Here is a 23,675-nt window from a genome sequence, read left to right as displayed (position 1 = left end):
CGATCACAGTCCGTTTGACAAGTGTTGGTGGCAAACGAGCAGGGGTAGCCTAACGATCGCTTCCAGATCCGCGCTTGCAGTTGCTTTCGCATTGGGGAGGGTCATACCAAGCATCGAGACTTCGGCTTTCCTGCTCGCGATGCTGGTCGGATTGGTCCCAATCGCGACGCGTGCGATCTCGGCGGCGTCGGCCGGCACGCCGTTTTCGATCGAAATGCTCATCACCATCGCGGGGGTGGGAGCGGCTGTCATCGGCGCGACGGAAGAAGCTGCGACAGTCCTCCTTCTCTTCCTGATCGGTGAACTCCTCGAAGGCGTCGCGGCCGGCCGGGCTCGGGCTGGTATCCAGGATTTGACTAAGCTTGTGCCGAAGACCGCGCGGCTCGAGCAAACCGACGGACAAGTGATGTAGATGCCGAGACACTGGGCTTCGACGCTCTGATTCAGGTACGTTCGGGCGATCGAATTCCAGAGAGCCCGACATGGAACGATGCGAAGATAAGAGCGGCGGATCCTCAAGAGGGGATCGATACAGTTCAGGCGCTCTGCCATTGATTGCTCGGTCCGCAACATCAGCGGCGGCGCGCGCGCTGCTCGAAGTCGAAAGCCAACTCGCGGTTCGTCGCGCGTTCACGCTCGTCGTGCCGGCGGATGCATTTGAATCGCGATTGTCGCGTCGTCTGGATCAAGGAAAAGCGGTCAAGCGTCAAGTTGAAGTACCAACACGACGGAGGCGGTGATGCGGACAGGCTTGATTTTAATGGTGTTGGGGACCGTATTGGTGTTCCCGGTTATGGAGAATGAAGCCAAAGGCCGTTCCGGCATCGCGAGAGAGCACCCTTACGCTGCCGAACATATTGATCTGCTTCCCGGCGACATACAGCGAAGTCTCAAACGTCTGGAGCGGTCATGTGGCAAACAAGCCACTGCGGCGCATTATTTCTCCACGACCATCGCCGCTGGTGAGCTGCTCTTTAGGTCCTTGCACTTCGAAGATTTCGCTTGCGGGCGGCGCGAAGCGGTCTGCAGGTTCAACGGCTGTCTTCACGAAATCTATTTGGAATGGGGCGGTCGATCTCGTCGGGTCTTCAGTGCTTACGTCAGCGATGTAAAGCTGATCAACATTGGTGACACCATTGGATTAGAAATCACTGGGGGCCGGCATACGAAACTGGTTTGGAACGGACACGCATTCGTGCCCCTTCATCTGCCGCGAAAGGACGTCGAGCCGTGACGTCTCCGATTGTCTCACACTATCATTTCGGTGGCGCGGAGCTATCTGTGGAAGATAGTTCCGGCTGTTCTTCATCGTCGTGCGTCAGCTAATCATTCGCGCGAATGATTAGCTGTTCACAATGGACACATTTAATGTCATAACGGAGAATTAAGAACTGATTACCCAATTAGGAAATTATTCTATGGCGGAGCATTATCGTCGCTTTTTTTTAAGTGACGGCGCAGTCGCTACCAAACGGTAGATCGGCCCTGCCGCTTAGTCACGGTGTTTAGTAACACTGCTCGCCCTGTCATTATGTTTCCTCACGAGGATAATATGAGATCCTTGCACAATAATCTCGATTTGAGCCAAATTGCCTTAGGATTTCATACTTGGCGACGGATGCTTCGGGGAAGAATTCGGACATCGGATTCAGACACCGATCGGGCCTCGGATTTAGACGCCGCGAATGCCTCGCTAATGGCAGACGCCAGGCGGGCTCCGCCAGAAAGTATAGGCTTGAGCCCAAGTGTCGCGGCGGCGTCAGCATTCACTGGAGCTTCGACGGTCGGATTCGAACTGCTGACAGAAACCCGAAAGCCTACCTCTGCGGCAGTCGAACAAGCGACGTCAAATCCGGTCGTCATCCTGGGCCAAGTCCCCTCCGCGAGCGTGATGCCGACCATCTTCGGCTCTTCTACACATCCAGCAGTCGCTCAGATCTGTGGTTGCGGCTACTTCTTTGCTCCGACGCGCTTGCTAGATCAGAGAGCAGCTGACGGGACGCCGGTGCAATTGAACGGCCAATTGTACGGTCATGGAGTGACGGGCAGAGCTGATCTCGTGGCCACCGCTCAACCGGCGGTCATGGGAGCCTCCATCAGCGCCGACATGTCAGCGCAAAACGTTGCGCCGCTTACAGGCTGGAACATGCTACCAGGCGGCATTGAGACCGCTATCGGCAATATACCAAACCAAGTTGGAAAGCTCTCCGGCTCGGTTACGACCGCTCGGGCTTCGTTTGTTGGGCGGCAGGCCACCACAACAGAGTCTGCCAGTGTTGGGCGGCAGGCCACCACGACGGAGACGACCAGCCTTCTCGCGGCCGCTGCGACTTCTACGAATCCAATTGTTCTTGAGAACCAGAAACTCGGAAATCCGCAAAGCGAATGGGATATCGAGGGCGCCGGCAGTTCAAATATCGAAGGTTTTGCCACAGACATCAGCGTCAATCGGGGCAACCGGATCGATTTCAAGATCAATACGGATTCGTCTAATTATCGGATAGACGTCTACCGCATGGGTTACTATGGCGGCATGGGTGCGCGAAAAGTCGCCAGCATCCAGCACACTGGCCTGCAGAATCAGCCTGCGCCGCTGCGTGACGCTACGACTGGCCTAGTCGATGCCGGCAATTGGTCGGTCTCCTCTTCTTGGGACGTTCCAGCGGATGCCGTGTCCGGCGTCTATATCGCAAAGCTCGTGCGCCAGGACGGAACCGCCGGCTCAAATCATATTCCTTTCATCGTCAGAGACGACGGCAGCACCAGCGACGTCGTCTTTCAGACCTCGGATACGACCTGGCAGGCCTATAACGGGTGGGGCGGCGCCAATCTCTATGGCGGCAACGGTCCGGCGACAGGTCAAGGTGCGGGACGCGCCTACGCCGTCAGCTACAACCGGCCGATCGCCACCCGCGGCGGCGTCGGACAAGCTGCTGGTCCGCAGGACTATTTATTCGGCGCTGAATATGCTGCGATCTCCTGGCTGGAGCAGAACGGTTATGACGTCTCCTACATGGCCGGAGTGGATACGGACCGTCAAGGAAGCCTGCTCCTAAATCACAAGCTCTATCTCGACGCCGGCCACGATGAATATTGGTCAGGGCAGCAACGCGCCAACGTCCAGGCGGCTCGCGATGCCGGAGTGAATCTGGCATTCTGGAGCGGCAACGAAATGTATTGGCGCATGCGCTGGGGCAATAGCATCAGTGGCGACGCTACAGCCTACCGCACCTTGATCTCCTACAAGGAGACCTGGTCGCCAGCAGCGTCGATCGATCCAAGCGATGAGTGGACCGGGACATGGCGTGATCCGCGCCTCAGCCCGCCGGCCGTCGGCGGAGGGAGCCCGGAAAATGCCTTGATCGGACAAATGTTCCAGGTCGATGATGTCGGCGTCGGCCAACCCGACGCCCTAAAGGCAATCACAATACCCTACGACGACGCTAATCTGCGCTTCTGGCGCAACACGAGCGTTGCCGAACTTCAGCCAGGGCAGACAGCCACGCTGACGAAGAACTATCTTGGCTACGAGTGGGATGAAGCGCCGGACAACGGATTCGATCCGGCCGGCCTGGTTCGGCTCTCATCGACAACGCTCCCGGTCAGTACCTATCTGCTCGACTACGGCAACACCGTCGGAAATGGCGTTTCGACACACAATCTGACGCTCTATCGTGCGCCGAGCGGCGCATTGGTCTTCGGCGCCGGGACGGTCTACTGGGCGTGGGGCCTGAGCGACAATCACGATTTGCAACCAACTCCCAGCGACCCGCGCGTGCAGCAGGCGATGATCAACCTGCTTGCTGATATGAATATTCAGCCCGGGACACTACAGCCCGGACTCATCGCCGGTAGCGCCTCCACGGACTCAACTGCTCCAACCTCCACCGTTAGCGCCATGGCGACTTTCACTGCCGGAAGCGTGGTCACTGTTTCCGGCACCGCAGCGGATACCGGTGGCGGCGTGGTAGCAGGCGTCGAGGTTTCGACAGATGGCGGCCTCAATTGGTATAACGCGACCGGGGATGAGACGTGGAGCTATACCTGGTCGCCGCAGGTTGCCGGGACCTATACGATTAAGTCTCGCGCGGTGGATGATAGCATAAATCTTGAGACACCCGCAGCGGGTCGCGCCGTGACCGTCACTGCACCGGGCTATCTCACACTCTTTCCGGGCTCATCAACCCCCGCTATCGTCAACACCACGGATAGAAGCGCCATCGAACTCGGTGTGAGATTTCAGACCTCGGTAGCCGGCAGCGTAAGCGGGATTCGCTTCTACAAGGGCAGCCAGGACACGGGCACACATACTGGCGAGCTCTGGACAAGCACCGGTACCAGGCTGGCAACGGCGACGTTTACCAATGAAACCGCGAGTGGCTGGCAGAGCGTAACCTTCTCCAGCCCCGTCTCGTTAACGCCCGGCGCGACTTATGTTGCCTCCTATCACACGGATGCCGGGTACTACTCTGTAAGCCCAAATTACTTCACCAATAATGTGACAAGCGGTCCGCTGACGGCTCCCGCCACTGGTAATGGCGTCTATACCTACAGCAGCAACATCGCGTTTCCGACAAACACGTACTCGGGGACGAATTACTGGGTTGATGTCATGTTCAACCCTTCGACCGCCAACAGCACGCCGGTGGCCGGGGATGACGGCGGGCTGACCGCGACGCGCGATTTGGCCATGACGATCGCAGCATCGACCCTGACTGCCAACGACAGCGATCCCGATGGGGATTCATTAAGCGTCACCGCGTTGAGTGCAGCCGTCAATGGCACCGTCGTTCTCAACACCCAGCCCAATCCACAGAACAACACCATCACGTTCACGCCTAGTGCGGGCTACACTGGTCCAGCCAGCTTCAGCTACACGATCTCCGATGGGCGCGGTGGTGCGGCAACGGCGAATGTTAGTCTCACGGTGGCACCGCCCGGAGCGGCTCCCGTCAGCCTGTTCAGCGCGTCAAACATACCAGCTCAGACCAATCTCAACGATGGATCCCAGATCGAAGTCGGGATGAAATTCACGTCGTCGGCCGCCGGCCAGATCACGGCGCTCAAATTCTATCGCAGTGCCGGCGACACAGGCACCGACGTCCTTAATCTCTGGACGACGTCAGGCACCCGCCTCGCCACGGCCACGTTTACCAACACCTCAGCTAGTGGATGGCAGACCGTTAGTTTGCCGTCCGCGGTTTCGATCGCCGCCAACACCACCTATGTTGCGTCCTATCACACCACCGGCGCCTATGTGGCGACCAACAACTACTTCACGTCGGCGGTGACTAACGGACCGCTGACCGCGCCATCCACCACGACCGCTGGCGGCAACGGCGTCTATTCATATGGCGGCACCAGCACCTCCGGCATCTTCCCGAGCAACACTTACGGCGCCGCTAACTATTGGGTCGATGTCGTGTTCACGGCAGCCGGCAGCGTCAACCAGCCGCCGGTTGCTAATGCTGACAGCGGTTACAGCACCTCTCAGAATACAGCTCTGACGATTGCCGCATCGTCCCTGCTGGCTAACGATACTGATCCCAATGGCGATCCGCTGACCGTCACGGGCGTGAGCGGCGCCGTCAACGGCAACGTCAGCTTCAATGCCCAAACCAATGTGGTCACCTTCACGCCGACCACCGGCTATACCGGCCCGGCTTCCTTCAGCTATGCCATCTCCGATGGACGCGGCGGCACTGCGACGGCCACAGCCAGTCTGGCGGTGAATGCTCCAGCCAACCAGCCACCGGTTGCCAACGCCGACAGCGGTTACAGCACCTCTCAGAATACAGCTCTGACGATTGCCGCATCGTCCCTGCTGGCCAACGATACCGATCCCAATGGCGATCCGCTGACCGTCACGGGCGTGAGCGGCGCGGTCAACGGCAACGTTAGTTTCAACGCCCAAACCAATGTGGTGACCTTCACGCCGACCACCGGCTATACCGGCCCGGCTTCCTTCAGCTACGCCATCTCAGATGGACGCGGCGGCACTGCGACGGCCACAGCCAGTCTGGCGGTGAATGCCCCAGCCAACCAGCCGCCGGTTGCCAACGCCGACAGCGGTTACAGCACCTCTCAGAATACAGCTCTGACGATTGCCGCATCGTCGCTGCTGGCCAACGATACCGATCCCAATGGCGATCCGCTGACCGTCACGGGCGTGAGCGGCGCGGTCAACGGCAACGTTAGTTTCAACGCCCAAACCAATGTGGTGACCTTCACGCCGGCCACCGGCTATACCGGCCCGGCTTCCTTCAGCTACGCCATCTCCGATGGACGTGGCGGCACAGCGACGGCAACAGCCAATCTGGCGGTGACCACACCGACGGTGAGTTTGTTCTCCAGTTCCGATACCCCGGCGCTGCTCTCGGATCCGGACACAGCCCAGGTCAATCTGGGCCTGCGGTTCACCTCCTCTGTGAACGGAACAATCAACGGCATCAAATACTACAAAAGTGCTGGCGACACCGGCACCCATGCGGGGTCATTGTGGAGTAGCTCCGGCACGCTTCTGGCGACCGCCACATTCGCTAATGAAACTAGCAGTGGGTGGCAGACCGTCACCTTCAGTAATCCAGCTCCGATCACCGCCGGGACAACTTATGTGGCAAGCTTTCACAGCAACGGCCGCTACACGTCCACGAACAACTATTTCACCACGCCTAAAGTGAATGGCCCGCTCACCGCGCCTGCGAGCAATAATGGCGTCTATACCTACGGCACCGGCAATCTGTTCCCAAGCAGCAGCTTCGGTGCCACCAACTACTGGGTGGACGTGCTCTTCAGCCCTGCGAGCAGCGGTGCTAACCAATCACCTGTCGCTGCGAACGACTCTGGCTTTAGCGTTACTCAGAACTCCTCGATCACGATCCCCGCGTCAGCGTTGCTTGCCAACGATACCGATCCGGACGGCGACGCCCTGACCATCACGGGTGTAAGCAACGGCGTCAACGGCACGGCAAGCTTCAACGCGCAGTCAAACACCGTCACTTTCACACCGAACTCCGGCTATACAGGAGCGGCGTCGTTCACTTATGCCATCGCCGACGGTCGGGGTGGGACGGCAAGCGCGACTGCTTCTCTGAACGTCAAGGCGCCATCTGAGACTACCGTAAGTCTGTTCAGCAGCAATCCGACTCCGAGCGTAGTATCGGTCAATGATCCGAACTCGGTCGAGCTCGGGTTCAAATTCCAGGCGTCCAGCGCCGGCGACATCACCGGGCTACGCTTCTACAAGGCCCCGTCGAATACCGGTACCCACGCCGCGAATCTCTGGACAAGCACCGGCACCCTGCTTGCCACCGCCACCTTCGGCAACGAGACTGCAAGTGGCTGGCAGCAGGTCAACTTTGCCACGCCGGTAACCATTACGCCAGGAACAACGTATGTGGCGTCCTATCACACCTCAGGAAACTACTCCGCCGATCCCAACCTGTTTAGCTCCGCCGTTACCAACGGCCCGCTGACTGCGCCATCCTCGGCTTCGAGCGGAGGTAATGGTGTATATGCATATGGATCAAGCAGCCTCTTCCCAACCAACAGCTTCAACTCAACGAGCTATGGCGTAGACGTCCTGTTCCGCCCGCAACTCGCTGGCTAGGAATGATGACGGAAAGATTGAGCGAGGCCAGCCGCCTGCCAGTCACCCTACTCAGCGGCTTCCTCGGCGCCGGGAAGACGACACTGCTCAATAACTTGCTCATGAATCGCAAGGGCCTGCGCGTTGCGGTAATCGTCAATGACATGAGTCATCTGAACATAGACGCAGACTTGGTCCGCAGCGGCGGCGCTAACCTGTCATACACGACTGAAACGCTCGTGGAGCTCAGTAACGGCTGCATATGCTGCACGTTGCGCGGCGATCTCCTGCTGGAGGTCAGACGATTGGCTGAAGAACGGCGCTTCGACTATCTGCTGATTGAAGCGACCGGGATTTCTGAACCTCTTCCCATTGCGGCAACGTTCTCTTTCCGCGACGAAGCTGGCGTATCCCTTTCTGATTTTGCCAGACTCGACACGAGGGTCACTGTCGTGGACGCCTTGAGCTTGCTGTCCGACTATAACAGTCGCCAGCTACTGCGAGATCGCGGCGAGTTGCGCGATGCAGATGATCAGCGGACGCTGGTCGATCTGCTGGTCGAGCAGATCGAATTTGCCGACGTTGTAGTGATCAACAAGGTATCAGAAGCGACAGAAACGACGCGCGAGGAAATTCGCAAAGTGATCGCTGCACTCAATCCCGAGGCGTGCCAAGTCGAGACCGATTTTGGTGAAGTCCCTCTCAAGACGATCCTTGACACCGGTCTCTTCAATGAGGCGAAGGCTTCGACACATCCGCTGTGGAAGAAGGAGCTCTACAGCCCAGAGTCCCATGTACCCGAGAGCGACGAGTACGGAATATCCAGCTTCGTTTACATTGAAAGACGTCCCTTCGATCCAGTCAGGTTTCTGGCGTTCCTCAATAGCCCCTGGCCAGGTGTGATACGCGCCAAAGGACATTTCTGGCTTGCCACCCGTCCCGATTGGGTGGGCCTGCTTTCAGTTGCAGGATTGCAGCGGCGCTGTGAGCCCATGGGTCATTGGTGGGCGACAGTTCCAAAGCCGAGTTGGCCAAGCGATGCTCCGTTTCGAGAACATCTCAACAGTCGATGGGACGACACTTGGGGCGACCGCCGACAAGAACTCGTGTTTATCGGTTCCGATATGGACGAAGCGTACATCCGAAATTCGCTGGATGCTTGCCTCGTCCAAGCGGAGAATGGGTTCGATCCGCAGGGTTGGCAGAACCTCAACGACCCGTTTCCGCCTTGGCATCTCCCTGCTTATACGAACCAAACTGGCGTTAGTTGAGGCTGCCCAGAGGTAGGACAGCAGTTACCCGGAATGCCGGCTGGGCCGTAGATAAACAGGGCCCGATGCATACGCAGTCACTACTTACGATCCGGAGCGACCGCTAACGGCGTAAGCTGAGTTTTTCAAATGCCAGGGTCGCCTGTAGTTCCAATCTGCTGACAGGACGAGGCAATGAGCAGGTTGGTGGGCTGCCCACTGCCTCCAATTTTTAGGTAACACGCGCATCAGCCGTGTAATCGGCAAAGCTATAGTTGATCCATGCCGATGGACGGATCGGCAGGTCGGCCATTGCTATTCGCGATCGGCAACCCCGTTCGGGCTCGACGCCGGAGTGTGTGCAGCCTTGGTCCGGCATGACATATTCGCTTGCTTAAGAGATCCCGGCCGGAGCGAAAAATTTCCGTCGAGGTGCCGTGGATCACCTGGATACCGGCAGCGCCCCTGCGGGCGCGGTCCGATTGCCTTCGCCGGAAGGCTCCTATCCGAGGAACGCCCGTGGCGTCGGGCCAAGGTTGTCGTTTCTGAGCCGACTCAGGGGAAATTGGTCGAGCCATTGAGTTTACGTGGATTCTGGGGATGATTGGAGTCATTACTGTCGAGCGTTGTACTCGCACGCAGCGGTTCGGACTGCGCTCTGGGTGCGTTTCGCTTCACGACACCGGCATCGACCAAACCCTGCAATGCGTTCTGCATCACTTCCACTGAGTTAGCAAATGCTTCTATTGGGAAGATGATCCGTTGGCGGAAAACCTTTCTTGGCGTATTATTGGCATCACGCTCAGTTGGCGACAGGCTGAAGAGATCGACACGAACGATCGAACCGCCAACCATGATTTCATCGATTCCGTCAGTGTAGATTTCATCGTGCATTGCGTTCTCCTATGCAGGTAGTTGTGCCTTGAATAGGACATTTACCCATAAGTCGTCGAACTGAAATTAACTTGTCAGGATTAAAGGCTCCCGCTCGCGCTGCAGTGCCTAGATGCCGGTACCGCCTGCGAGCGGCGACCAGAATGGCCATTGGGGTAATCGATCGGGAAGAAAATGGGAAAAAGTCTCTCGGAGATAATTCGCTGAGGCGTTGCCGCGTAAAAGCCGGCGGCGGGGAAGCCGAATCGTGAACGGTGACTAAATACCAGGGACGGGAAGAGCATCGGAGTTCGAGCCGCGCGGAAATTCCGGCTCGGCCGGTGGTCGAGACGGTGGAGCGAGGCCAGGGCGGATCAGGCGGAGTTAAGAAATACCGTTGCAAAGGGTTAGCGTCTTGGGCCTTCCCGGATCGAGCTTAGGGCATCCGGACGCCACGCGAATCTCGCATAGAGCGCAGGCAACACGAGAAGCGTCAGCAGAGTCGCGCTGATTAAGCCGCCGATGACGACCGTCGCCAATGGCTTCTGCACCTCAGCCCCTGTTCCGGTCGCAAGCGCCATGGGCACAAAACCGAGCGACGCGACGAGCGCGGTCATCGCGACAGGTCGCAACCTCGTAAGAGCCCCTTCCATAATGGCGTCCCGCTTCGATCGACCCTCATCCATTAGCTGCTTCACGAATGTGAGCATCACCAAGCCGTTGAGAACGGCGACGCCTGAGAGAGCGATGAAGCCCACGGCGGCCGAGACGGAGAACGGCATGTCGCGAAGCCACAGCGCCGCAACACCTCCCGTTAAAGCCAAGGGCACCGCGCTGAACACGAGCAATGCCTCACGCGGGCTTCCCAGTGCCGAGTAGAGCAGCAAGAAAATGAGAAAGAAGCAGCCCGGTACCACGATTAACAATCGTTGACGCGCGGCGGCAAGGTTCTCGAATTGTCCGCCCCAAGTGATCCAATACCCGGCGGGGAGCTGGACCTCACTCCCCACCTTTGCTTGCGCTTCGGCCACCACAGAGGCGATGTCGCGTTCTCGCACGTTTGCCGTTACGACGACGCGGCGCTTGCCATTTTCGCGAGAGATCTGGTTCGGCCCCTCCGAGAAAGAGAAGCTCGCTACCTGTTCAAGAAGCACCGATGGCGAGCCGGAGCCCGGCACCGGCACGGGTAGGTGCTTAAGGGCCTCGACGTCCTCGCGCACCGCATCCGGCAGTCGGACCAGGATGGGGAAGCGCCGGTCGCCCTCAAATAGAACTCCCGCCTCTCGGCCACCGATGGCGGCTCCGATGACGTCTTGGACCGCGGATAGGCTCAGGCCAACTCGCGCAATATCGGCTTTGTCGACCTTGATCTCAAGAAACGGAAGACCGGTCGCTTGCTCGACCTTCACGTCCTGCGCCCCTTCCACGCTACGCAGAATGCTGGCGATCTGGTTTGCGACCGGCAGCATGGTCTCGAACTCCTCACCGAAGACCTTCACGGCAAGATCGCCCCGGGTGCCAGCCAGGAGTTCGTTGAAGCGCATCTGGATTGGCTGCGTGAAAGCGTAATTGTTCCCGGGAAGAACTTCGACGGCCTCCTGGATCTGCTTGATCAGCTGGTCCTTTGGGAGGCTCGCATCAGGCCACTCCTCTTGCGGCTTCAGCATGATAAACGTATCCGACGCATTGGGCGGCATCGGATCGGTCGCGTTTTGGAGAAGACGTGAGCCACCTGCGGGAACCGGCTCACTGCACGTTCGACTTTGAGCTGCATGTCTTGCGATTGCGACAACGCCGGGGAGGGAATCCGCATCGCTTGCATTGCGATATTCTTTTCGTCGAGCGTCGGGATGAACTCCTGCCCAAGGCGGCCGAAAAGAACAACCGAACCGACGAAAAGAAACACCGAGCCCAGAATGAATGGCATGGGGCGTCGAATCGCCGATGCAAGCGCCGGGCGATAAACCGCCTTCAAGCTCCGGACGAAGATGTTTTCCTTCTCTTGCACGCGGCCCGTGATTGCGATCGCGATCAGCGCCGGCACGAATGTCAATGAGAGCACAAAGGCCGCTGCCAGAGCGATGATGACGGTCAGCGCCATCGGCTCGAACATCTTGCCTTCCACGCCCGTGAAGGTCAGAAGGGGCACGTAGACCAAAATGATGATGGCCTGCCCATAGACCGAAGGCTTGATCATCTCCTCGGCAGAGCGATGAACCGTGGTGAGACGCTCCTCTAAGTTGAGCTGGCGCCCGAGTTCGTTCTGTCTCTCCGCCAAGTGCCGCAAGCTATTCTCGGCGATGATAACAGCCCCGTCCACGATGAGACCAAAGTCAAGCGCCCCTAAGCTCATCAGGTTGGCGCTGATCTTCCCCTGCACCATGCCGGTGATGGTGAGGAGCATGGCGATCGGGATCACAAGGGCGATGATGATCGCCGCCCGTATATTGCCGAGCAGCAGGAAGAGGACGAGGATCACCAGCGCGGCACCCTCGATCAGGTTCTTCGAGACGGTTTTCACGGTTGCATCGACGAGCAGCGTGCGGTTAAGAACCGTCTTCGCTTCGACGCTGGGCGGCAGCGATTTGTTGATGACCTGCATCTTGGCATCGACTGCTGCTGACACAGTGCGGCTATTCCCGCCGATCAACATCAGCGCAGTTCCGACCACAACCTCCTGCTCATTTTCGCTCGCGCTGCCGGTACGAAGCTCGCGCCCGATCTTGACCTCGGCAACATCATTCACGCGCACCGGGACGCCGCCGCGGGTGGTAACCACGACGTTTCCGATCTCTTTCATGTTTTCGAGGCGACCCGCCGAGCGAACCATGTAACGTTCGCCGTTACGCTCGAGATAACCCGCGCCGCGGTTCGCATTGTTACGCTCCAGCGTTTCGCCAAGATCAGCAAAGGAGATCCCAAGTCCAATGAGCTTCGCGGGGTCCGGCTGGACGTGATATTGTTTTTCGAAGCCGCCGATGACGTCGATCCCGGCGACTCCCGGCACGGTCTTGAGCTGCGGACGAATGATCCAGTCTTGAACTGTCCGCAGATAGGCGGACCGCTCCATTTCCGTACTGAGGCGCTGACCTTCGGGCGTCAGGTAACTTCCGTCCCTCTGCCAACCGGCTTGACCGTCCCGAACAGGAGCGATCTCGCCAGCAGGCTTGTATTGGACGGTCCACATGTAGATTTCGCCGAGGCCGGTTGAGATCGGCCCCATACGAGTCTCAGTGCCCGGCGGCAGATTCGCTTTGACCTCGCTCAGACGCTCATTCACTTGCTGGCGGGCGAAATAGATGTCGAGCTTCTCGTTGAAAACAGCGGTGACCTGTGAGAAGCCGTTCCGTGACAGAGAGCGCGTGTATTCCAGACCCGGGATGCCGGCCAGAGCTGTCTCCACAGGATATGTGACTTGCTTTTCGACGTCGGAGGGCGAGAGCGACGGCGCCACGGTGTTGATTTGAACCTGGTTGTTGGTGATGTCTGGAACGGCGTCGATTGGCAGCTTGGAAAGAGACCACAGACCGAAGGCAGCGGCAGCGAAGGTTAAGAGAACGACCAGCCAACGCTGGTGAACCGAAAACCCGAGAACACGATTGATCATAAGCTTCGTCTTCTGTCTGGATTAGTGTGCGTGCTCGGCTTCCGCCTTGCCGAGCTCGGCCTTGAGGACGAATGTGTTCGTGACTGCGACGTTCTCTCCGGGATTCAGCCCGAACACGACTTCGACGCCCTCTTCATCGCTTTTACCGAGCGCGACCTCGCGCTTCTCGAAGCCCTCAGGCGTCCGAACGAAAACAACCTGCTCGCCCCCGATCGTCTGGAGGGCGCTGCGAGACACGTGCAAATCGACCGGCTGCTCGTCAATGAGGATTTGCGCGCTGACGTAGGAACCTGGTCGCCAAGTGAGATCCTTATTATCCACACTTGCGATGACTCGCGCCGATCGCGTCTCCTGGTTCAGCATAGGGCTGATGAAAACCACCTGACCTTCAGACGATTTTCCGGCTCCAGTTGCCGAGATGCGAAGCCTTTGGCCCTCCTTGATCTGGTCCAGATCCACTGTGGAGACGGTGAGCTCGATCCAGACGCTGGATAGGTCGGCTATCACGTAGAGTTCCTTTGCCTGCCCTTCGCCCCCTACCGGGGCTCCGAGGTCGACCAGGCGCTCGACCACGCGGCCGGCGATAGGAACCCGGATCTCGTACCGCTGTAATCCCGTTGTCTGCCGTGACAAGCCTGTTTCGCTGACGTTGAGTGCCGACAGCTTCTGTCGCGCGAGATCGAAGCGAAGCTGCGCTTCGGCGAACGTCATGCGAGCACGCAGGAATTGGTTCTCCGCCGTGATCTTCTTCCCGAAAAGCGCCTGATCGCGTTCGAACAGCGTGCTTTGCAGATCGAGGTTGACCTTCGCCGAAATGTACTCGCTCTTCGCTTCCGCAACCTCGCGGCTTTCCAGGATAGCTACCACCTCTCCTTTGGAAACGGTGTCTCCGAGCTGTTTCTTCAGCTCGGAGACGGTGCCCACGACCTTGGCAGCAATGCGCGCAATGCGATTCGTATCCGGTCCGATCGTCCCTGGAACGGTCAGCCTTTGAGCGAGCACGCCCTTTCCGACCGGCGCGACCTCGATCTTAGCGGCCTCGATCTGCTCGGCCCGCCTCTTGATAACGCCTTCCGTCTCGCTTTTTCCCTCGCCATGGCCGTGCCCATCAGTTTTGCCGTGACCTTGCTTACTCGCGGCCGGCTTTAGGACACCGTTGCCGGGCTCCTGCGCTTGAAGCTGCCCAAGATTTGCAAAGGGGATGTAGCTCGCGATAGAGCGGACCGCGTTCGCGACCGTGGGCACAAGGCTGCCCACTGCGATCCCGAAAGTCGCAACGGCAGCAAATGATAATGTAATGACGCGGATAGCCATGCCACCCTCTCCAATGAGGCGACTGGCTGGCTATCGCCGAGTGCCGCCGCCTGGATCAACGAGATGTCCGAAGGGCTTTACGTGCAATCCCCCTTGGCGGCCGTCGGCCGGCCACGTCGCTGCGGGGCTCGTTGGCTTGAATTTCGGCGGTACTCCGCCCAGGCTTGCCGCAGGATCTGCGCCGAAGACATCAGAAAGATACCAGCCATGAAGCCTGCAACGGCGAGGTCAGGCCAGGGGTTTGCCGTACCCCAGACCGCAACGGCCGCCCCTATCACCACAGCGTTGCCGATCGCGTCATTGCGCGAGCACAGCCAGACCGAGCGCACGTTGGCGTCGCCATCCTTGTAGCGCATCAGAAGCAATACAGATGAAATGTTGGCAGCAAGCGCAAGGAAGCCAATTGCGCCCATCAGTTCGGCCCGCGGAAGCCCCAGCACGAGCGTTTGGTAGACCGTTGAGCCGAACACCCACAGCGACATGGCGCTCAGCGACATCCCTTTGAACAACGCAGCAATAGCGCGAGTTTTCAGGCTAGCGCCAATGACAGCCAGGCTGAGGCCATAGGTGACGGTATCAGCAAGGAAGTCGAGCGCGTCGGCTTGCAGAGCCTGCGAGCCGGCGACTTGGCCGGCGAACATCTCAGCCAGGAACATCAGGCCATTGATGCCGATCACGATCCACAGCACGCGCTTGTAGCGCGGGTCTATGCCATCAAACAACGGCACGTAGCCTGAACAACAGCTGTCCATGCGCCCGGCAGCAGCGGGCGCGATCTGTTCTTCGAGGTGATGGCTTGAGCCGCAACACTGATCGGACATCGGAGGCTTTCCCATTTTCCTAAAAAAGGCTACAACCTCTAGTGACTAGAGGTTCAAGCGAAAAATGGATGTATCGATCGGAGAACTATCGCGGCAAACCGGGGTGAAGGTGCCAACTATCCGCTATTACGAGCAGGTGGGCCTACTTTCACCTCCTGTCCGCACTGAAGGCAAGCAACGACGCTATGGTCCTGGCGACATTATGCGGCTTAATTTTATCAAGCATGGCCGAGAGCTGGGTTTCGACGTCCGCGATATTCGAGAGCTTCTTGCCTTGAGCGCCCAGCCCGAACACCCTTGCGAGAACGCCGACAGAATTGCCAGACGGCATCTGACCGCGATCGATCAACGGATTACGCAACTGGCCGCGCTGCGGTCTGAACTGGCGCTTATGCTTTATTCTTGTAGCGGCGGCCGCGTGGCAGATTGCCAGATCCTTGAAAGCCTGAGCACGAATAGAAGCCCAGCACTTGGCTGAACCCAAGGGTTGTTAAGCCAAGGGGCTAGCGGGCTGCTTCGCTAGGCGGCCAAGCTGCTCAAGTGACATCATGCCTCTATATCGGGCGCTTTGTGGTAGTGTACAGGACGACGTTCTAGATAATTGCGAGTAACTTGAGCTCGCTTCGCGTCATCGGCCTTTGGGTCGCCCCCGGATCAAGGGTGCAGATGCTCGTCGTCCCCGCATACCTCTCCCGGCGTCTCAGTCTGGATTGTGGTGTGCTCGATGCCAAACCGCTCGTCGAGCGTGCCGGCAATAGCCTTCCTCACCCGATCGGCATCCGCACCCTCGGTGAGCGTCACATGGGCGGTGCAGCTCACGTCCTCCGTCGTTGTCGACCAGACGTGAAGGTCGTGAACGCCAGCGACGCCGGGCAGTCCGCCGATCGCCTTGCGAAGCTCCGGCAGTTTGATTCCGCGCGGCACGCCCTCCAGTAGCACGTTGATGGTGTCGCGTAGCAGCACCCAGGTGCGTGGCAGAACCCAAAGGCCGATCAGGACTGCCACCACTGGATCAACCCATGTCCAGCCCGTGAACCGGATCGCGAGCGCGCCGATGATGACGCCAACCGAGCCGATCATGTCCGCCCAAACCTCAAGATACGCACCTTTGACGTTCAGGCTCGCCTCTTTGCCTGCGGTTAGGAGGCGCATGGACATAAGGTTCACGACAAGGCCGATCGCAGCGACGATCATCATCCCCGTAGATTGCACCGGCTCGGGCTCGCTGAACCGCTGGATGGCCTCAACCAGAACGTAGATCGCAACCGCGAACAGCAGCAGGGCGTTGAAGGCGGCCGCCAGTATCTCGAACCTCTTGTAGCCGAACGTCCGTTGATCGTCGGCCGCTCGCTGGCCAATGCGGATCGCGAGCAGCGCAATGACGAGCGCGGCGACGTCCGTTAGCATGTGCGCGGCGTCGGACAGCAGCGCAAGGCTGTTGAACACGAACGCGCCAATCACCTCGGCAACGAGATAGGTCGCGGTCAGAGCGAGCGCGATGCCCAGCATCTTGGCGTTCGCTCCGGCGGTATGGTCGTGGGCGTGCCCGCCTGATCCGTGGTCGTGCATTCTTCCTACTCCGCTGCTTCTGATTCGCGATTTCGTCCGCGCCGCTGAACCTCACCGGCGTCAATACCGTTGACGTTGACGTAGCCTCGGGCTGCCTGGACGAAGCGACTTTGATGTTCAGAGCGTGGCACGACAGACAGTCCGTGGAAGTTGATCCTAATATTCAACCTGCCGCGGTGCTGGCGGTTCGTAACGTGGTCCCGCGGGCGATGCCGTCAGGGACGAGCCGCGACCATGCCTATGATGTTCGCTAATTGAGCGACTTCAACAAATTCCCGGGGTGATCTTGTTCTGGCGAAAATCATGTGGATGTAATGTAAATGAATGAACCGTCGGCAAGAGCCCGGCGGCGAGCCTCGGTGGAGGATCGCATGATGATCCGCATCCTTTTATTGGCATGTTCGTTGTTACTTGCGAGCGAATTGCCGGTGTCATCCCTGTCATCCCAACAAGGTAAGGATCATCCTTGGCATCCCCACCACATTGATGCATTGCCGCCCGACGTCCGTAACTATATAGCGGCAATCTGCAAGGGCCCGGCGAAGGCGCAGCATTATTTCGGGACCTATTCTCCAACCGAGAGGCGTTGGCGGATAAACTTAGAATATCTTCAGTGCGGTGGCCTCGGCGCTTTCCGACGAGGAAACCAATGCCTTGATGTAGATTTTATCCAAGTAGGCTCACGATTCCGGCTTGCCTCAAAGCAATACCGTGATTGCGACTTCTGAGCGGAGTAGCTGGCTTATCGGGAAAGACGACCGCCTGCCGACACGAATGACAATGACGCGGGATGAGCAACGTTTGGCAGAACCCTCGCAAACTACATCGCCAGTATTCTGCGTAGCGTTGAAGGGGCGCAGGACGTGAAGGTCGAGCAAGCGACCGGTCTTCCGTTTTGCGCGCATTGCCGCCAAGTCGTCGGCACCATCTCCATCCCACCTCTCCAATGAGGCAGACTGGCTGGCTATCGCCAAGTGCCGCGCCTGGATCACTGAATGCAATCAGCGGCGCTATGGCTGGCGACATTATGCGGCTCAATTTTATCAAGCATGGCCGAGAGCTGGGTTTTGACGTTAACGTATTGGGAGCTTCTTACCTTAAGCACCCAGCCGGAACACCCTTGCGAGAATGCCGACAGAATTACCCTACGCCATCTGACCGCAGTCGATCAACGGATTACGCAACTGGCCGCGCTGAGGGCTGAACTGGCGCTCATGCTTGATTCTTGTAGCGGCGGCCGCGTGGCAGATTGCCAGATCCTTGAAAGCCTAAGCACGAATTAGGCGCTCAGCATTGAGGCCACTGACGCCGCTGAGAACGCTCTTCCGTGGGCGTTGACATAGCCGCGGGCTGCCAGATCGGCCGCGATGGCACGCAATGAGTTCCCGCGCTTGCGCCGGCGCAGCCCCTTGGCGATCCACACCATCTCCGGATTGATCTCGGCATGGCTCTTGCGGCCCTCGCACTTGCCCGTTGCAGCCTTTTTGCGAACGCGAGCGGCCTTGAGCTTGGCAACGAGCCGGGCCTTTTCATATTCGGCGAACGATCCTGCGATCTGGCGCATCATCTTGCGCGAAGGATCGCTACTGTCGGTCAGGTCGTCGCCGCTGGCCGTGAGAACGCGGACTCCCCGCTTGATCAGCGCCAGGATCCCCAGCTCCTGCGTCACAAGTTCTCGGGCGAACCGCGATGCGTCTTCGACAATGACGGTCCGAACACCGTTGCCCTCAATCCGATCCAGCAAGGCGGCGAAGCCGGGACGAGTCTCAATCGGGTCCGCGCCGCTAACTGCGGCATCGTTGAACTCATCGATCAGGACGAACCCTGCCCGCTTGGCGTAGCCCTCGATAGCAGCCCGCTGTCGCTTGTCGCTGTCCTCGTCGGCGCCGACATTTGCGGCAGATGAGGTGCGTATATAGGCGACTGCTTCAACCTTTTTCACTTTGCTGGCCATAACTTGCTCATTACTTCCGTTGACGCCCTTGCAAGGCTGCAGAAGGGCCGCGTCTTGCTTATTCTCTCGCTTCGTATGTGCTTGCCTTATTTTTGTTTGTTTATCGGGAGGTCAGCGAGCGGGAGGTTGTAGATTTCTCACCTTAAGGACCGTGGGGCGGAGCAGGAGTTTCTGGTATCACTTGGCTGCACGTTGCCGCCAACGGTATGCTCGAACTGACGAAGTAGGACCGCGCAAATGGACGACAAAACCAAACATTTGGACAAGGACGCCGCCGCTTCTACTGCTGGCAAGCGGAAGGATAACGACATGGCAACATACGTGAACGGCGTTGCCCTGGGCATGATTGAAACTCGCGGACTGGTTCCCGCGATTGAGGCGGCGGACGCAATGACCAAGGCTGCCGAGGTGCGCTTGATCTCGCGTCAATTTGTCGGAGGCGGCTACGTCACCGTGCTGGTTCGTAGCGAGACCGGTGCGGTCAATGCGGCGGTGCGTGCTGGGGCTGACGCCTGCGAGCGCGTGGGCGACGGCCTGGTGGCCGCGCACATCATTGCCCGCGTGCACAGCCAGGTAGAGGGCATTCTGCCGAAAGCTCCCGTTGCTTCAACTTGAAGATACCCAGCGAGCCGCCGCATGTTGGCCGCTTTCTCGATTACCCCGGCGCGGTCACCGCCGGGAGTGCGCCTGACCTGAAGCGACGGGGGCGACATGGCGAAGGCTGCCGGTACGACTAGAACACCTCAGGATCTGGATTCCGATCTCACTCTTGAGGATCTGATAGCGTTCGGTCGCGATTATCTAAAGGAGATAGAAGCGAACGAGGCGACCGAAGCGTCCGCCCGCATCCCCATCGATCTGCCATTGAACGTGCTGAAACAGTATCTCGCGAGGGGACTGACCTGATAGGCGGGGTTATTAAGACCGCGCCGTCCGCAGCCGCAGAGCATTCCCAACCACGCTGACCGAAGACAGCGCCATCGCCGCGGCCGCTAAGATCGGCGACAGCAGGAGGCCGAAGCTCGGATAGAGCACGCCGGCCGCAATCGGAATGCCCGCGGCGTTGTACGCGAAGGCGAAGAACAGGTTCTGCCTGATGTTGCTCATCGTCGCGCGCGAAAGCCGCCGCGCCCGAACGATGCCGGTGAGATCCCCCTTTAGCAGCGTAACGCCGGCGCTCTCCATTGCGACGTCGGTCCCTGTACCCATCGCGATGCCGACCTCGGCCGCCGCCAGCGCCGGCGCATCGTTCACGCCGTCCCCGGCCATCGCTACGATCCGACCCTGCTTCTGCAGCTTGGCAACCAGCGCGCTCTTTTGATCGGGCAGAACCTCGGCTTCCACGTTGGCGATGCCTAATCGTCGCGCCACCGCTTGAGCGGTGGTGCGGTTGTCTCCGGTCAGCATGATCACCTTCACGCCGTCAGCAGCCAGGTCGCGCAGTGCCTCGGCCGTGGAGCCTTTGACAGGATCGGCTATTGCCATGATGCCCGCGAGCTTGCCGTTCACGGCCATGTTGATGACGGTTGCGCCTTCACCGCGTTGGCGTTCCGCCTCGGCTTGCATGGAGGAGGTGTCAACTCCTTGAGAGCGCATAAAAGCGGCATTGCCGAGCAACACTTTCTTGCCCTCGACCGTCCCGAGCGCACCCTTGCCGACCGGCGATTCGAAGTCCTGGACCGCGGTCGTCTGAATGCCCCGTTCGTTGGCCATGTTCACGATCGCGTCCGCAAGCGGATGCTCGCTGGAGCGTTCGACGCTGGCAGCAAGCCGCAACACCTCGGCCTCGGTGTAATTCTGTGCCGCCTTCACGGTGACCACCTTCGGCTTGCCTTCGGTCAGCGTGCCAGTCTTGTCGATCACCAGCGTGTCGATACGCTCCATGCGTTCGAGAGCTTCGGCGTTCTTGATTAGAACTCCCATTTGAGCGGCTCGCCCGACGCCAACCATGATCGACATGGGAGTCGCCAAACCAAGGGCGCAAGGGCAGGCGATGATGAGGACGCTGACTGCGGCGACGAGGCCGAAGGCGAAGCGCGGCTCCGGACCGTAGGCCACCCATACGGCGAACGCCGCGATTGCAACCAAGATGACGGCCGGCACGAACCAGCCCGCGACCTGATCGGCCAGACGCTGTATTGGCGCTCGGGAGCGTTGCGCCTGCGCGACCATCTGTACGATCTGAGACAGCATAGTGTCGGCGCCGACCTTCTCGGCGTGCATGACGAAGCCGCCGGATTTATTGAGGGTACCAGCGATGACCTTGCCCCCGACCTCCTTGCTGACGGGCATGGATTCTCCGGTCACCATCGACTCGTCGAGCGAGGAGCGCCCCTCGGTGACTTCGCCGTCAACCGGCACCTTTTCGCCTGGTCGGACACGCAGCCGATCGGCAACCTGCAGCGCGGCGATCTGAACCTCTTCGTCGGTCCCATCGGCGCGGATAAGGCGCGCCGTCTTGGGAGCGAGGTCTAGGAGCGTTTTGATCGCACCCGAGGTCGCCTCGCGCGCCCGCAGCTCGAGTACCTGGCCGAGGAGAACCAGAACGGTGATCACCGCAGCGGCTTCGAAGTAAACGGCCACGGCGCCGTCGTGAGCCCTAAACGTCGCAGGAAAGACACCCGGTACAACGGTGGCGACGATGCTGTAGACCCACGCGATCCCGATGCCCATCGCAATCAGCGTGAACATGTTCAGATTGCGCGTCACGACCGATTGCCAGCCACGAACGAAGAACGGCCAGCCCGCCCAAAGGACTACAGGCGTCGCGAGAACGAACTGGATCCAGTTCGACAGCGACTGATCGATCCAGCCGTGGGCGCCGACGAGGTGACCGCCCATCTCCAAGATCACGACGGGGACGGAGAGGGCGAGACCCACCCAAAAGCGGCGGGTCATATCGATCAGCTCCGGATTGGGGCCGGTTTCCGCGGTCGCGAGTTCGGGTTCGAGCCCCATGCCGCAAATCGGGCAGTTGCCCGGTCCGACCTGGCGGATCTGGGGATGCATCGGACAGGTGTAAATCGTGCCTGCCGGAACGTCTGCCTGGAGCTCTTGCTCCGCCTTGCCGTGGACGTATTTGGCAGGATCGCCTTCGAATTTCGTGCGGCACCGTTCCGAGCAGAAATAGTAAGTCTGGCCGCCGTGCTCGAGCTTGTGGCGAGCGGTCGAGGGATCGACCTTCATGCCGCAGACTGGATCAACCGCAGTCGCTGCGGCATGATCTTCATAATGTTGGTGACCATGCCCGGCATGGTCCTGCGCGGCGGAATGCGAATGCCCGCAGCAGCTTCCTCGAGCCTCTCCGGATTTCTTATGCTGCTGCGCGTCCATCTGCGACTCCATATAATCTCTTGCGAAAGGTACCCTATGGGGGTATATACGGGCTATGAGGAACGACATCAAGGCTTCGTGCCAGAAACGCTTAAACCGCATTGAAGGCCAAGTTCGTGGCCTTGCGAAAATGGTCGACGAGGACCGGTACTGCATCGATATCGTCACGCAGATCTCGGCGGTCCGTTCCGCGCTCAGGCGAGTTGAAGAAGAAATCCTTAAGGATCACGTAGCCCATTGCGTGGAACACGCCATCAACAGCGGCAACAAGGCCGATCAGCGCCGCAAGATCGCGGAACTGATGGACGTCGTGGGTCGAGTAGATAGGTAGCCATGGCATGGTCACGAAGGCTTGAGTTGAACAGACTGGGTCCCCGCCGAGATATGTTACTCAAGTTCAGTTGGCGACCCGAAGGTAAGTAGATCGAATGCGGCTCGTCCGGACCATCCTGGCACTCGCAATCGCCGTTTCGCTGGCGATGCTGCCGCTCGGCGCATCGGCCGCCGTTGGTCACGCGATGCCGTCGGATGACATGCAGACCGCCATGCACATGGCGGATCACGGCGACATGTCGATGGACGATTGCTGTCCGGACGCCATGAACGGAACGAAGTCGCACAAGGACGGCAAGTGCGGGATGGGTTTCTGTTGCATCGGCGGAGCCCTCGTGCTCGGTGACGTTCGGCCCGGTGCACTCGCGCTCTTCGCTGTCGCCGCGGACAAGATCGCCATTCCCGCCGACCAGGTCCTCTCCTACTGCGGCGGCAGTCCTCCCTTCCGACCTCCTCGAAGCTGATCTCGCAAAATTCGGCGCGCGCGCACGCTTGCTCGCGCCGACGACTGACGTGCGCGCGCCAGAAGCGCCATGGCGGAAGATCAATATGAGGACAAGACCATGCTTTCCAAGTTCACGACCGCGGCTGTTGTCGCCACCCTTTTACTTGCCGCTTCTGCCGCCATGGCAGGCGTCGGCGATTACGCTTTCGAGCCGGTCAATCCGGAGATGAAGAAGGGCGACGACGTCACGCTCGCCGTCCGCCTGACCAATAAGCAGACCGGCAAGCCGGTGTCGGACGCAGTCATCTTCAGGACCCGCGTCGATATGGCTCCCGACGGTATGGCTGAGATGGAGTCGGCGGTCGCACCGCTGCCCTCGAAGGAGCCGGGTGTCTACGTCTTCAAGACGGACCTGCCGATGGCCGGCCGATATCAGGTGACGCTCTCCGCGAAGCTGCAGGGCGAATCCGAGACCGTCACCGGCAAGGTGATTGTCAAGGCGACCAAGTGAGCCTGCGGGCGCCGTTCGACGGCGCCCGCACTCCTCTTTCCGATCACATAATGCGCGCCCAGCGCGCTGGATAACGC

18 protein-coding genes and 1 pseudogene are annotated in these 23,675 nt (G+C 59.4%); 12 read left to right on the top strand and 7 right to left on the bottom strand.

The window, feature by feature from the left end; all coding sequences use genetic code 11:
* Positions 1-139: 139 nt before the first annotated feature.
* The 4 genes from ACMYR2_RS13925 (at position 140) to ACMYR2_RS13910 (ending at position 8,859) form a co-directional block, all read left to right on the top strand.
* A complete protein-coding gene (locus tag ACMYR2_RS13925; protein WP_416193160.1) occupies positions 140-412 on the top strand; it encodes a hypothetical protein in 273 nt (90 codons plus the stop codon).
* 327 nt (positions 413-739) lie between these two features.
* The gene (locus ACMYR2_RS13920; protein ID WP_416193159.1) at positions 740-1,234 is read left to right on the top strand and encodes a hypothetical protein; all 495 of its coding nucleotides are present in this window, start codon (positions 740-742) and stop codon (positions 1,232-1,234) included.
* A 912-nt stretch (positions 1,235-2,146) separates the two neighbouring features.
* Positions 2,147-7,609, top strand: coding sequence for a DUF4082 domain-containing protein (locus ACMYR2_RS13915; protein ID WP_416194103.1), 5,463 nt, complete (start codon positions 2,147-2,149; stop codon positions 7,607-7,609).
* A gap of 2 nt (positions 7,610-7,611) precedes the next feature.
* Positions 7,612-8,859, top strand: a complete 1,248-nt coding sequence (locus tag ACMYR2_RS13910) for a GTP-binding protein (protein WP_416193158.1) — start codon at positions 7,612-7,614, stop codon at positions 8,857-8,859.
* 534 nt (positions 8,860-9,393) lie between these two features.
* Here the strand turns inward: ACMYR2_RS13910 and ACMYR2_RS13905 are convergent.
* The 4 genes and pseudogenes from ACMYR2_RS13905 to ACMYR2_RS13890 all read right to left on the bottom strand — a co-directional run bounded on the left by ACMYR2_RS13905 (position 9,394) and on the right by ACMYR2_RS13890 (position 15,453).
* Positions 9,394-9,732, bottom strand: coding sequence for a hypothetical protein (locus tag ACMYR2_RS13905; protein WP_416193157.1), 339 nt, complete (start codon positions 9,730-9,732; stop codon positions 9,394-9,396).
* Positions 9,733-10,118: 386 nt separating this feature from the next.
* Positions 10,119-13,318 (bottom strand): annotated as a pseudogene (locus ACMYR2_RS13900) (efflux RND transporter permease subunit).
* 21 nt (positions 13,319-13,339) lie between these two features.
* Positions 13,340-14,632 carry an efflux RND transporter periplasmic adaptor subunit gene (locus tag ACMYR2_RS13895; protein ID WP_416193156.1) on the bottom strand — a complete coding sequence of 431 codons (1,293 nt, stop codon included), beginning with the start codon at positions 14,630-14,632 and terminating at the stop codon, positions 13,340-13,342.
* Between the two features lie 77 nt (positions 14,633-14,709).
* On the bottom strand, positions 14,710-15,453 hold the full coding sequence (locus ACMYR2_RS13890) for a cation transporter (protein WP_416193155.1): 744 nt from the start codon (positions 15,451-15,453) through the stop codon (positions 14,710-14,712).
* 64 nt (positions 15,454-15,517) lie between these two features.
* Here ACMYR2_RS13890 and ACMYR2_RS13885 point away from each other — a divergent pair, with 64 nt between their 5' ends.
* Positions 15,518-15,931 carry a MerR family transcriptional regulator gene (locus tag ACMYR2_RS13885; protein ID WP_416193154.1) on the top strand — a complete coding sequence of 138 codons (414 nt, stop codon included), beginning with the start codon at positions 15,518-15,520 and terminating at the stop codon, positions 15,929-15,931.
* 176 nt (positions 15,932-16,107) lie between these two features.
* On the opposite strand, the gene ACMYR2_RS13880 is transcribed toward ACMYR2_RS13885, so the two are convergent.
* Positions 16,108-16,962: a cation diffusion facilitator family transporter gene (locus ACMYR2_RS13880; RefSeq protein ID WP_416194102.1), complete on the bottom strand. Its 855-nt coding sequence runs from the start codon at positions 16,960-16,962 to the stop codon at positions 16,108-16,110.
* 431 nt (positions 16,963-17,393) lie between these two features.
* On the opposite strand from ACMYR2_RS13880, the gene ACMYR2_RS13875 reads away from it, so the two are divergent.
* Positions 17,394-17,750 (top strand): hypothetical protein, encoded by a 357-nt coding sequence (locus ACMYR2_RS13875; RefSeq protein WP_416193153.1) that lies wholly within the window; start codon positions 17,394-17,396, stop codon positions 17,748-17,750.
* A gap of 267 nt (positions 17,751-18,017) precedes the next feature.
* A complete protein-coding gene (locus ACMYR2_RS13870; protein ID WP_416193152.1) occupies positions 18,018-18,305 on the top strand; it encodes a MerR family DNA-binding protein in 288 nt (95 codons plus the stop codon).
* On the opposite strand, the gene ACMYR2_RS13865 is transcribed toward ACMYR2_RS13870, so the two are convergent.
* Positions 18,302-18,976 (bottom strand): recombinase family protein, encoded by a 675-nt coding sequence (locus tag ACMYR2_RS13865; protein ID WP_416193151.1) that lies wholly within the window; start codon positions 18,974-18,976, stop codon positions 18,302-18,304. The genes ACMYR2_RS13870 and ACMYR2_RS13865 overlap by 4 nt on opposite strands.
* A gap of 309 nt (positions 18,977-19,285) precedes the next feature.
* Here ACMYR2_RS13865 and ACMYR2_RS13860 point away from each other — a divergent pair, with 309 nt between their 5' ends.
* The gene (locus ACMYR2_RS13860) at positions 19,286-19,591 is read left to right on the top strand and encodes a BMC domain-containing protein (RefSeq protein WP_416194101.1); all 306 of its coding nucleotides are present in this window, start codon (positions 19,286-19,288) and stop codon (positions 19,589-19,591) included.
* A 96-nt stretch (positions 19,592-19,687) separates the two neighbouring features.
* On the top strand, positions 19,688-19,882 hold the full coding sequence (locus ACMYR2_RS13855; protein WP_416193150.1) for a hypothetical protein: 195 nt from the start codon (positions 19,688-19,690) through the stop codon (positions 19,880-19,882).
* A gap of 12 nt (positions 19,883-19,894) precedes the next feature.
* On the opposite strand, the gene ACMYR2_RS13850 is transcribed toward ACMYR2_RS13855, so the two are convergent.
* Positions 19,895-22,309 (bottom strand): heavy metal translocating P-type ATPase, encoded by a 2,415-nt coding sequence (locus tag ACMYR2_RS13850; protein ID WP_416193149.1) that lies wholly within the window; start codon positions 22,307-22,309, stop codon positions 19,895-19,897.
* Positions 22,310-22,364: 55 nt separating this feature from the next.
* On the opposite strand from ACMYR2_RS13850, the gene ACMYR2_RS13845 reads away from it, so the two are divergent.
* From ACMYR2_RS13845 to ACMYR2_RS13835, 3 genes are all read left to right on the top strand, one after another.
* Positions 22,365-22,640 (top strand): metal-sensitive transcriptional regulator, encoded by a 276-nt coding sequence (locus tag ACMYR2_RS13845; protein WP_416193148.1) that lies wholly within the window; start codon positions 22,365-22,367, stop codon positions 22,638-22,640.
* 97 nt (positions 22,641-22,737) lie between these two features.
* Positions 22,738-23,106: a hypothetical protein gene (locus ACMYR2_RS13840; RefSeq protein ID WP_416193147.1), complete on the top strand. Its 369-nt coding sequence runs from the start codon at positions 22,738-22,740 to the stop codon at positions 23,104-23,106.
* A 99-nt stretch (positions 23,107-23,205) separates the two neighbouring features.
* Positions 23,206-23,598 (top strand): FixH family protein, encoded by a 393-nt coding sequence (locus tag ACMYR2_RS13835; RefSeq protein ID WP_416194100.1) that lies wholly within the window; start codon positions 23,206-23,208, stop codon positions 23,596-23,598.
* Positions 23,599-23,675: the final 77 nt, after the last annotated feature.

The organism is Nitrobacter sp. TKz-YC01, assembly GCF_047824785.1.
Lineage (GTDB): Bacteria > Pseudomonadota > Alphaproteobacteria > Rhizobiales > Xanthobacteraceae > Nitrobacter.
This window is presented reverse-complemented; position numbering and strand designations above follow the sequence as displayed.

Excerpts from the sequence above, each read along its gene's own strand:
- ACMYR2_RS13885 (WP_416193154.1), top strand. The coding sequence starts at position 15,518 with ATGGATGTATCGATCGGAGAACTATCGCGGCAAACCGGGGTGAAGGTG.
- ACMYR2_RS13840 (WP_416193147.1), top strand. The coding sequence starts at position 22,738 with ATGCGGCTCGTCCGGACCATCCTGGCACTCGCAATCGCCGTTTCGCTG.
- ACMYR2_RS13905 (WP_416193157.1), bottom strand. The coding sequence starts at position 9,732 with ATGCACGATGAAATCTACACTGACGGAATCGATGAAATCATGGTTGGC.
- ACMYR2_RS13880 (WP_416194102.1), bottom strand. The coding sequence starts at position 16,962 with ATGCTGGGCATCGCGCTCGCTCTGACCGCGACCTATCTCGTTGCCGAG.
- ACMYR2_RS13860 (WP_416194101.1), top strand. The coding sequence starts at position 19,286 with ATGGCAACATACGTGAACGGCGTTGCCCTGGGCATGATTGAAACTCGC.
- ACMYR2_RS13890 (WP_416193155.1), bottom strand. The coding sequence starts at position 15,453 with ATGTCCGATCAGTGTTGCGGCTCAAGCCATCACCTCGAAGAACAGATC.
- ACMYR2_RS13865 (WP_416193151.1), bottom strand. The coding sequence starts at position 18,976 with ATGGCCAGCAAAGTGAAAAAGGTTGAAGCAGTCGCCTATATACGCACC.
- ACMYR2_RS13875 (WP_416193153.1), top strand. The coding sequence starts at position 17,394 with ATGATGATCCGCATCCTTTTATTGGCATGTTCGTTGTTACTTGCGAGC.
- ACMYR2_RS13920 (WP_416193159.1), top strand. The coding sequence starts at position 740 with ATGCGGACAGGCTTGATTTTAATGGTGTTGGGGACCGTATTGGTGTTC.
- ACMYR2_RS13910 (WP_416193158.1), top strand. The coding sequence starts at position 7,612 with ATGATGACGGAAAGATTGAGCGAGGCCAGCCGCCTGCCAGTCACCCTA.
- ACMYR2_RS13925 (WP_416193160.1), top strand. The coding sequence starts at position 140 with ATGCTGGTCGGATTGGTCCCAATCGCGACGCGTGCGATCTCGGCGGCG.
- ACMYR2_RS13915 (WP_416194103.1), top strand. The coding sequence starts at position 2,147 with ATGCTACCAGGCGGCATTGAGACCGCTATCGGCAATATACCAAACCAA.
- ACMYR2_RS13870 (WP_416193152.1), top strand. The coding sequence starts at position 18,018 with ATGCAATCAGCGGCGCTATGGCTGGCGACATTATGCGGCTCAATTTTA.
- ACMYR2_RS13850 (WP_416193149.1), bottom strand. The coding sequence starts at position 22,309 with ATGGACGCGCAGCAGCATAAGAAATCCGGAGAGGCTCGAGGAAGCTGC.
- ACMYR2_RS13855 (WP_416193150.1), top strand. The coding sequence starts at position 19,688 with ATGGCGAAGGCTGCCGGTACGACTAGAACACCTCAGGATCTGGATTCC.
- ACMYR2_RS13845 (WP_416193148.1), top strand. The coding sequence starts at position 22,365 with ATGAGGAACGACATCAAGGCTTCGTGCCAGAAACGCTTAAACCGCATT.
- ACMYR2_RS13835 (WP_416194100.1), top strand. The coding sequence starts at position 23,206 with ATGCTTTCCAAGTTCACGACCGCGGCTGTTGTCGCCACCCTTTTACTT.
- ACMYR2_RS13895 (WP_416193156.1), bottom strand. The coding sequence starts at position 14,632 with ATGGCTATCCGCGTCATTACATTATCATTTGCTGCCGTTGCGACTTTC.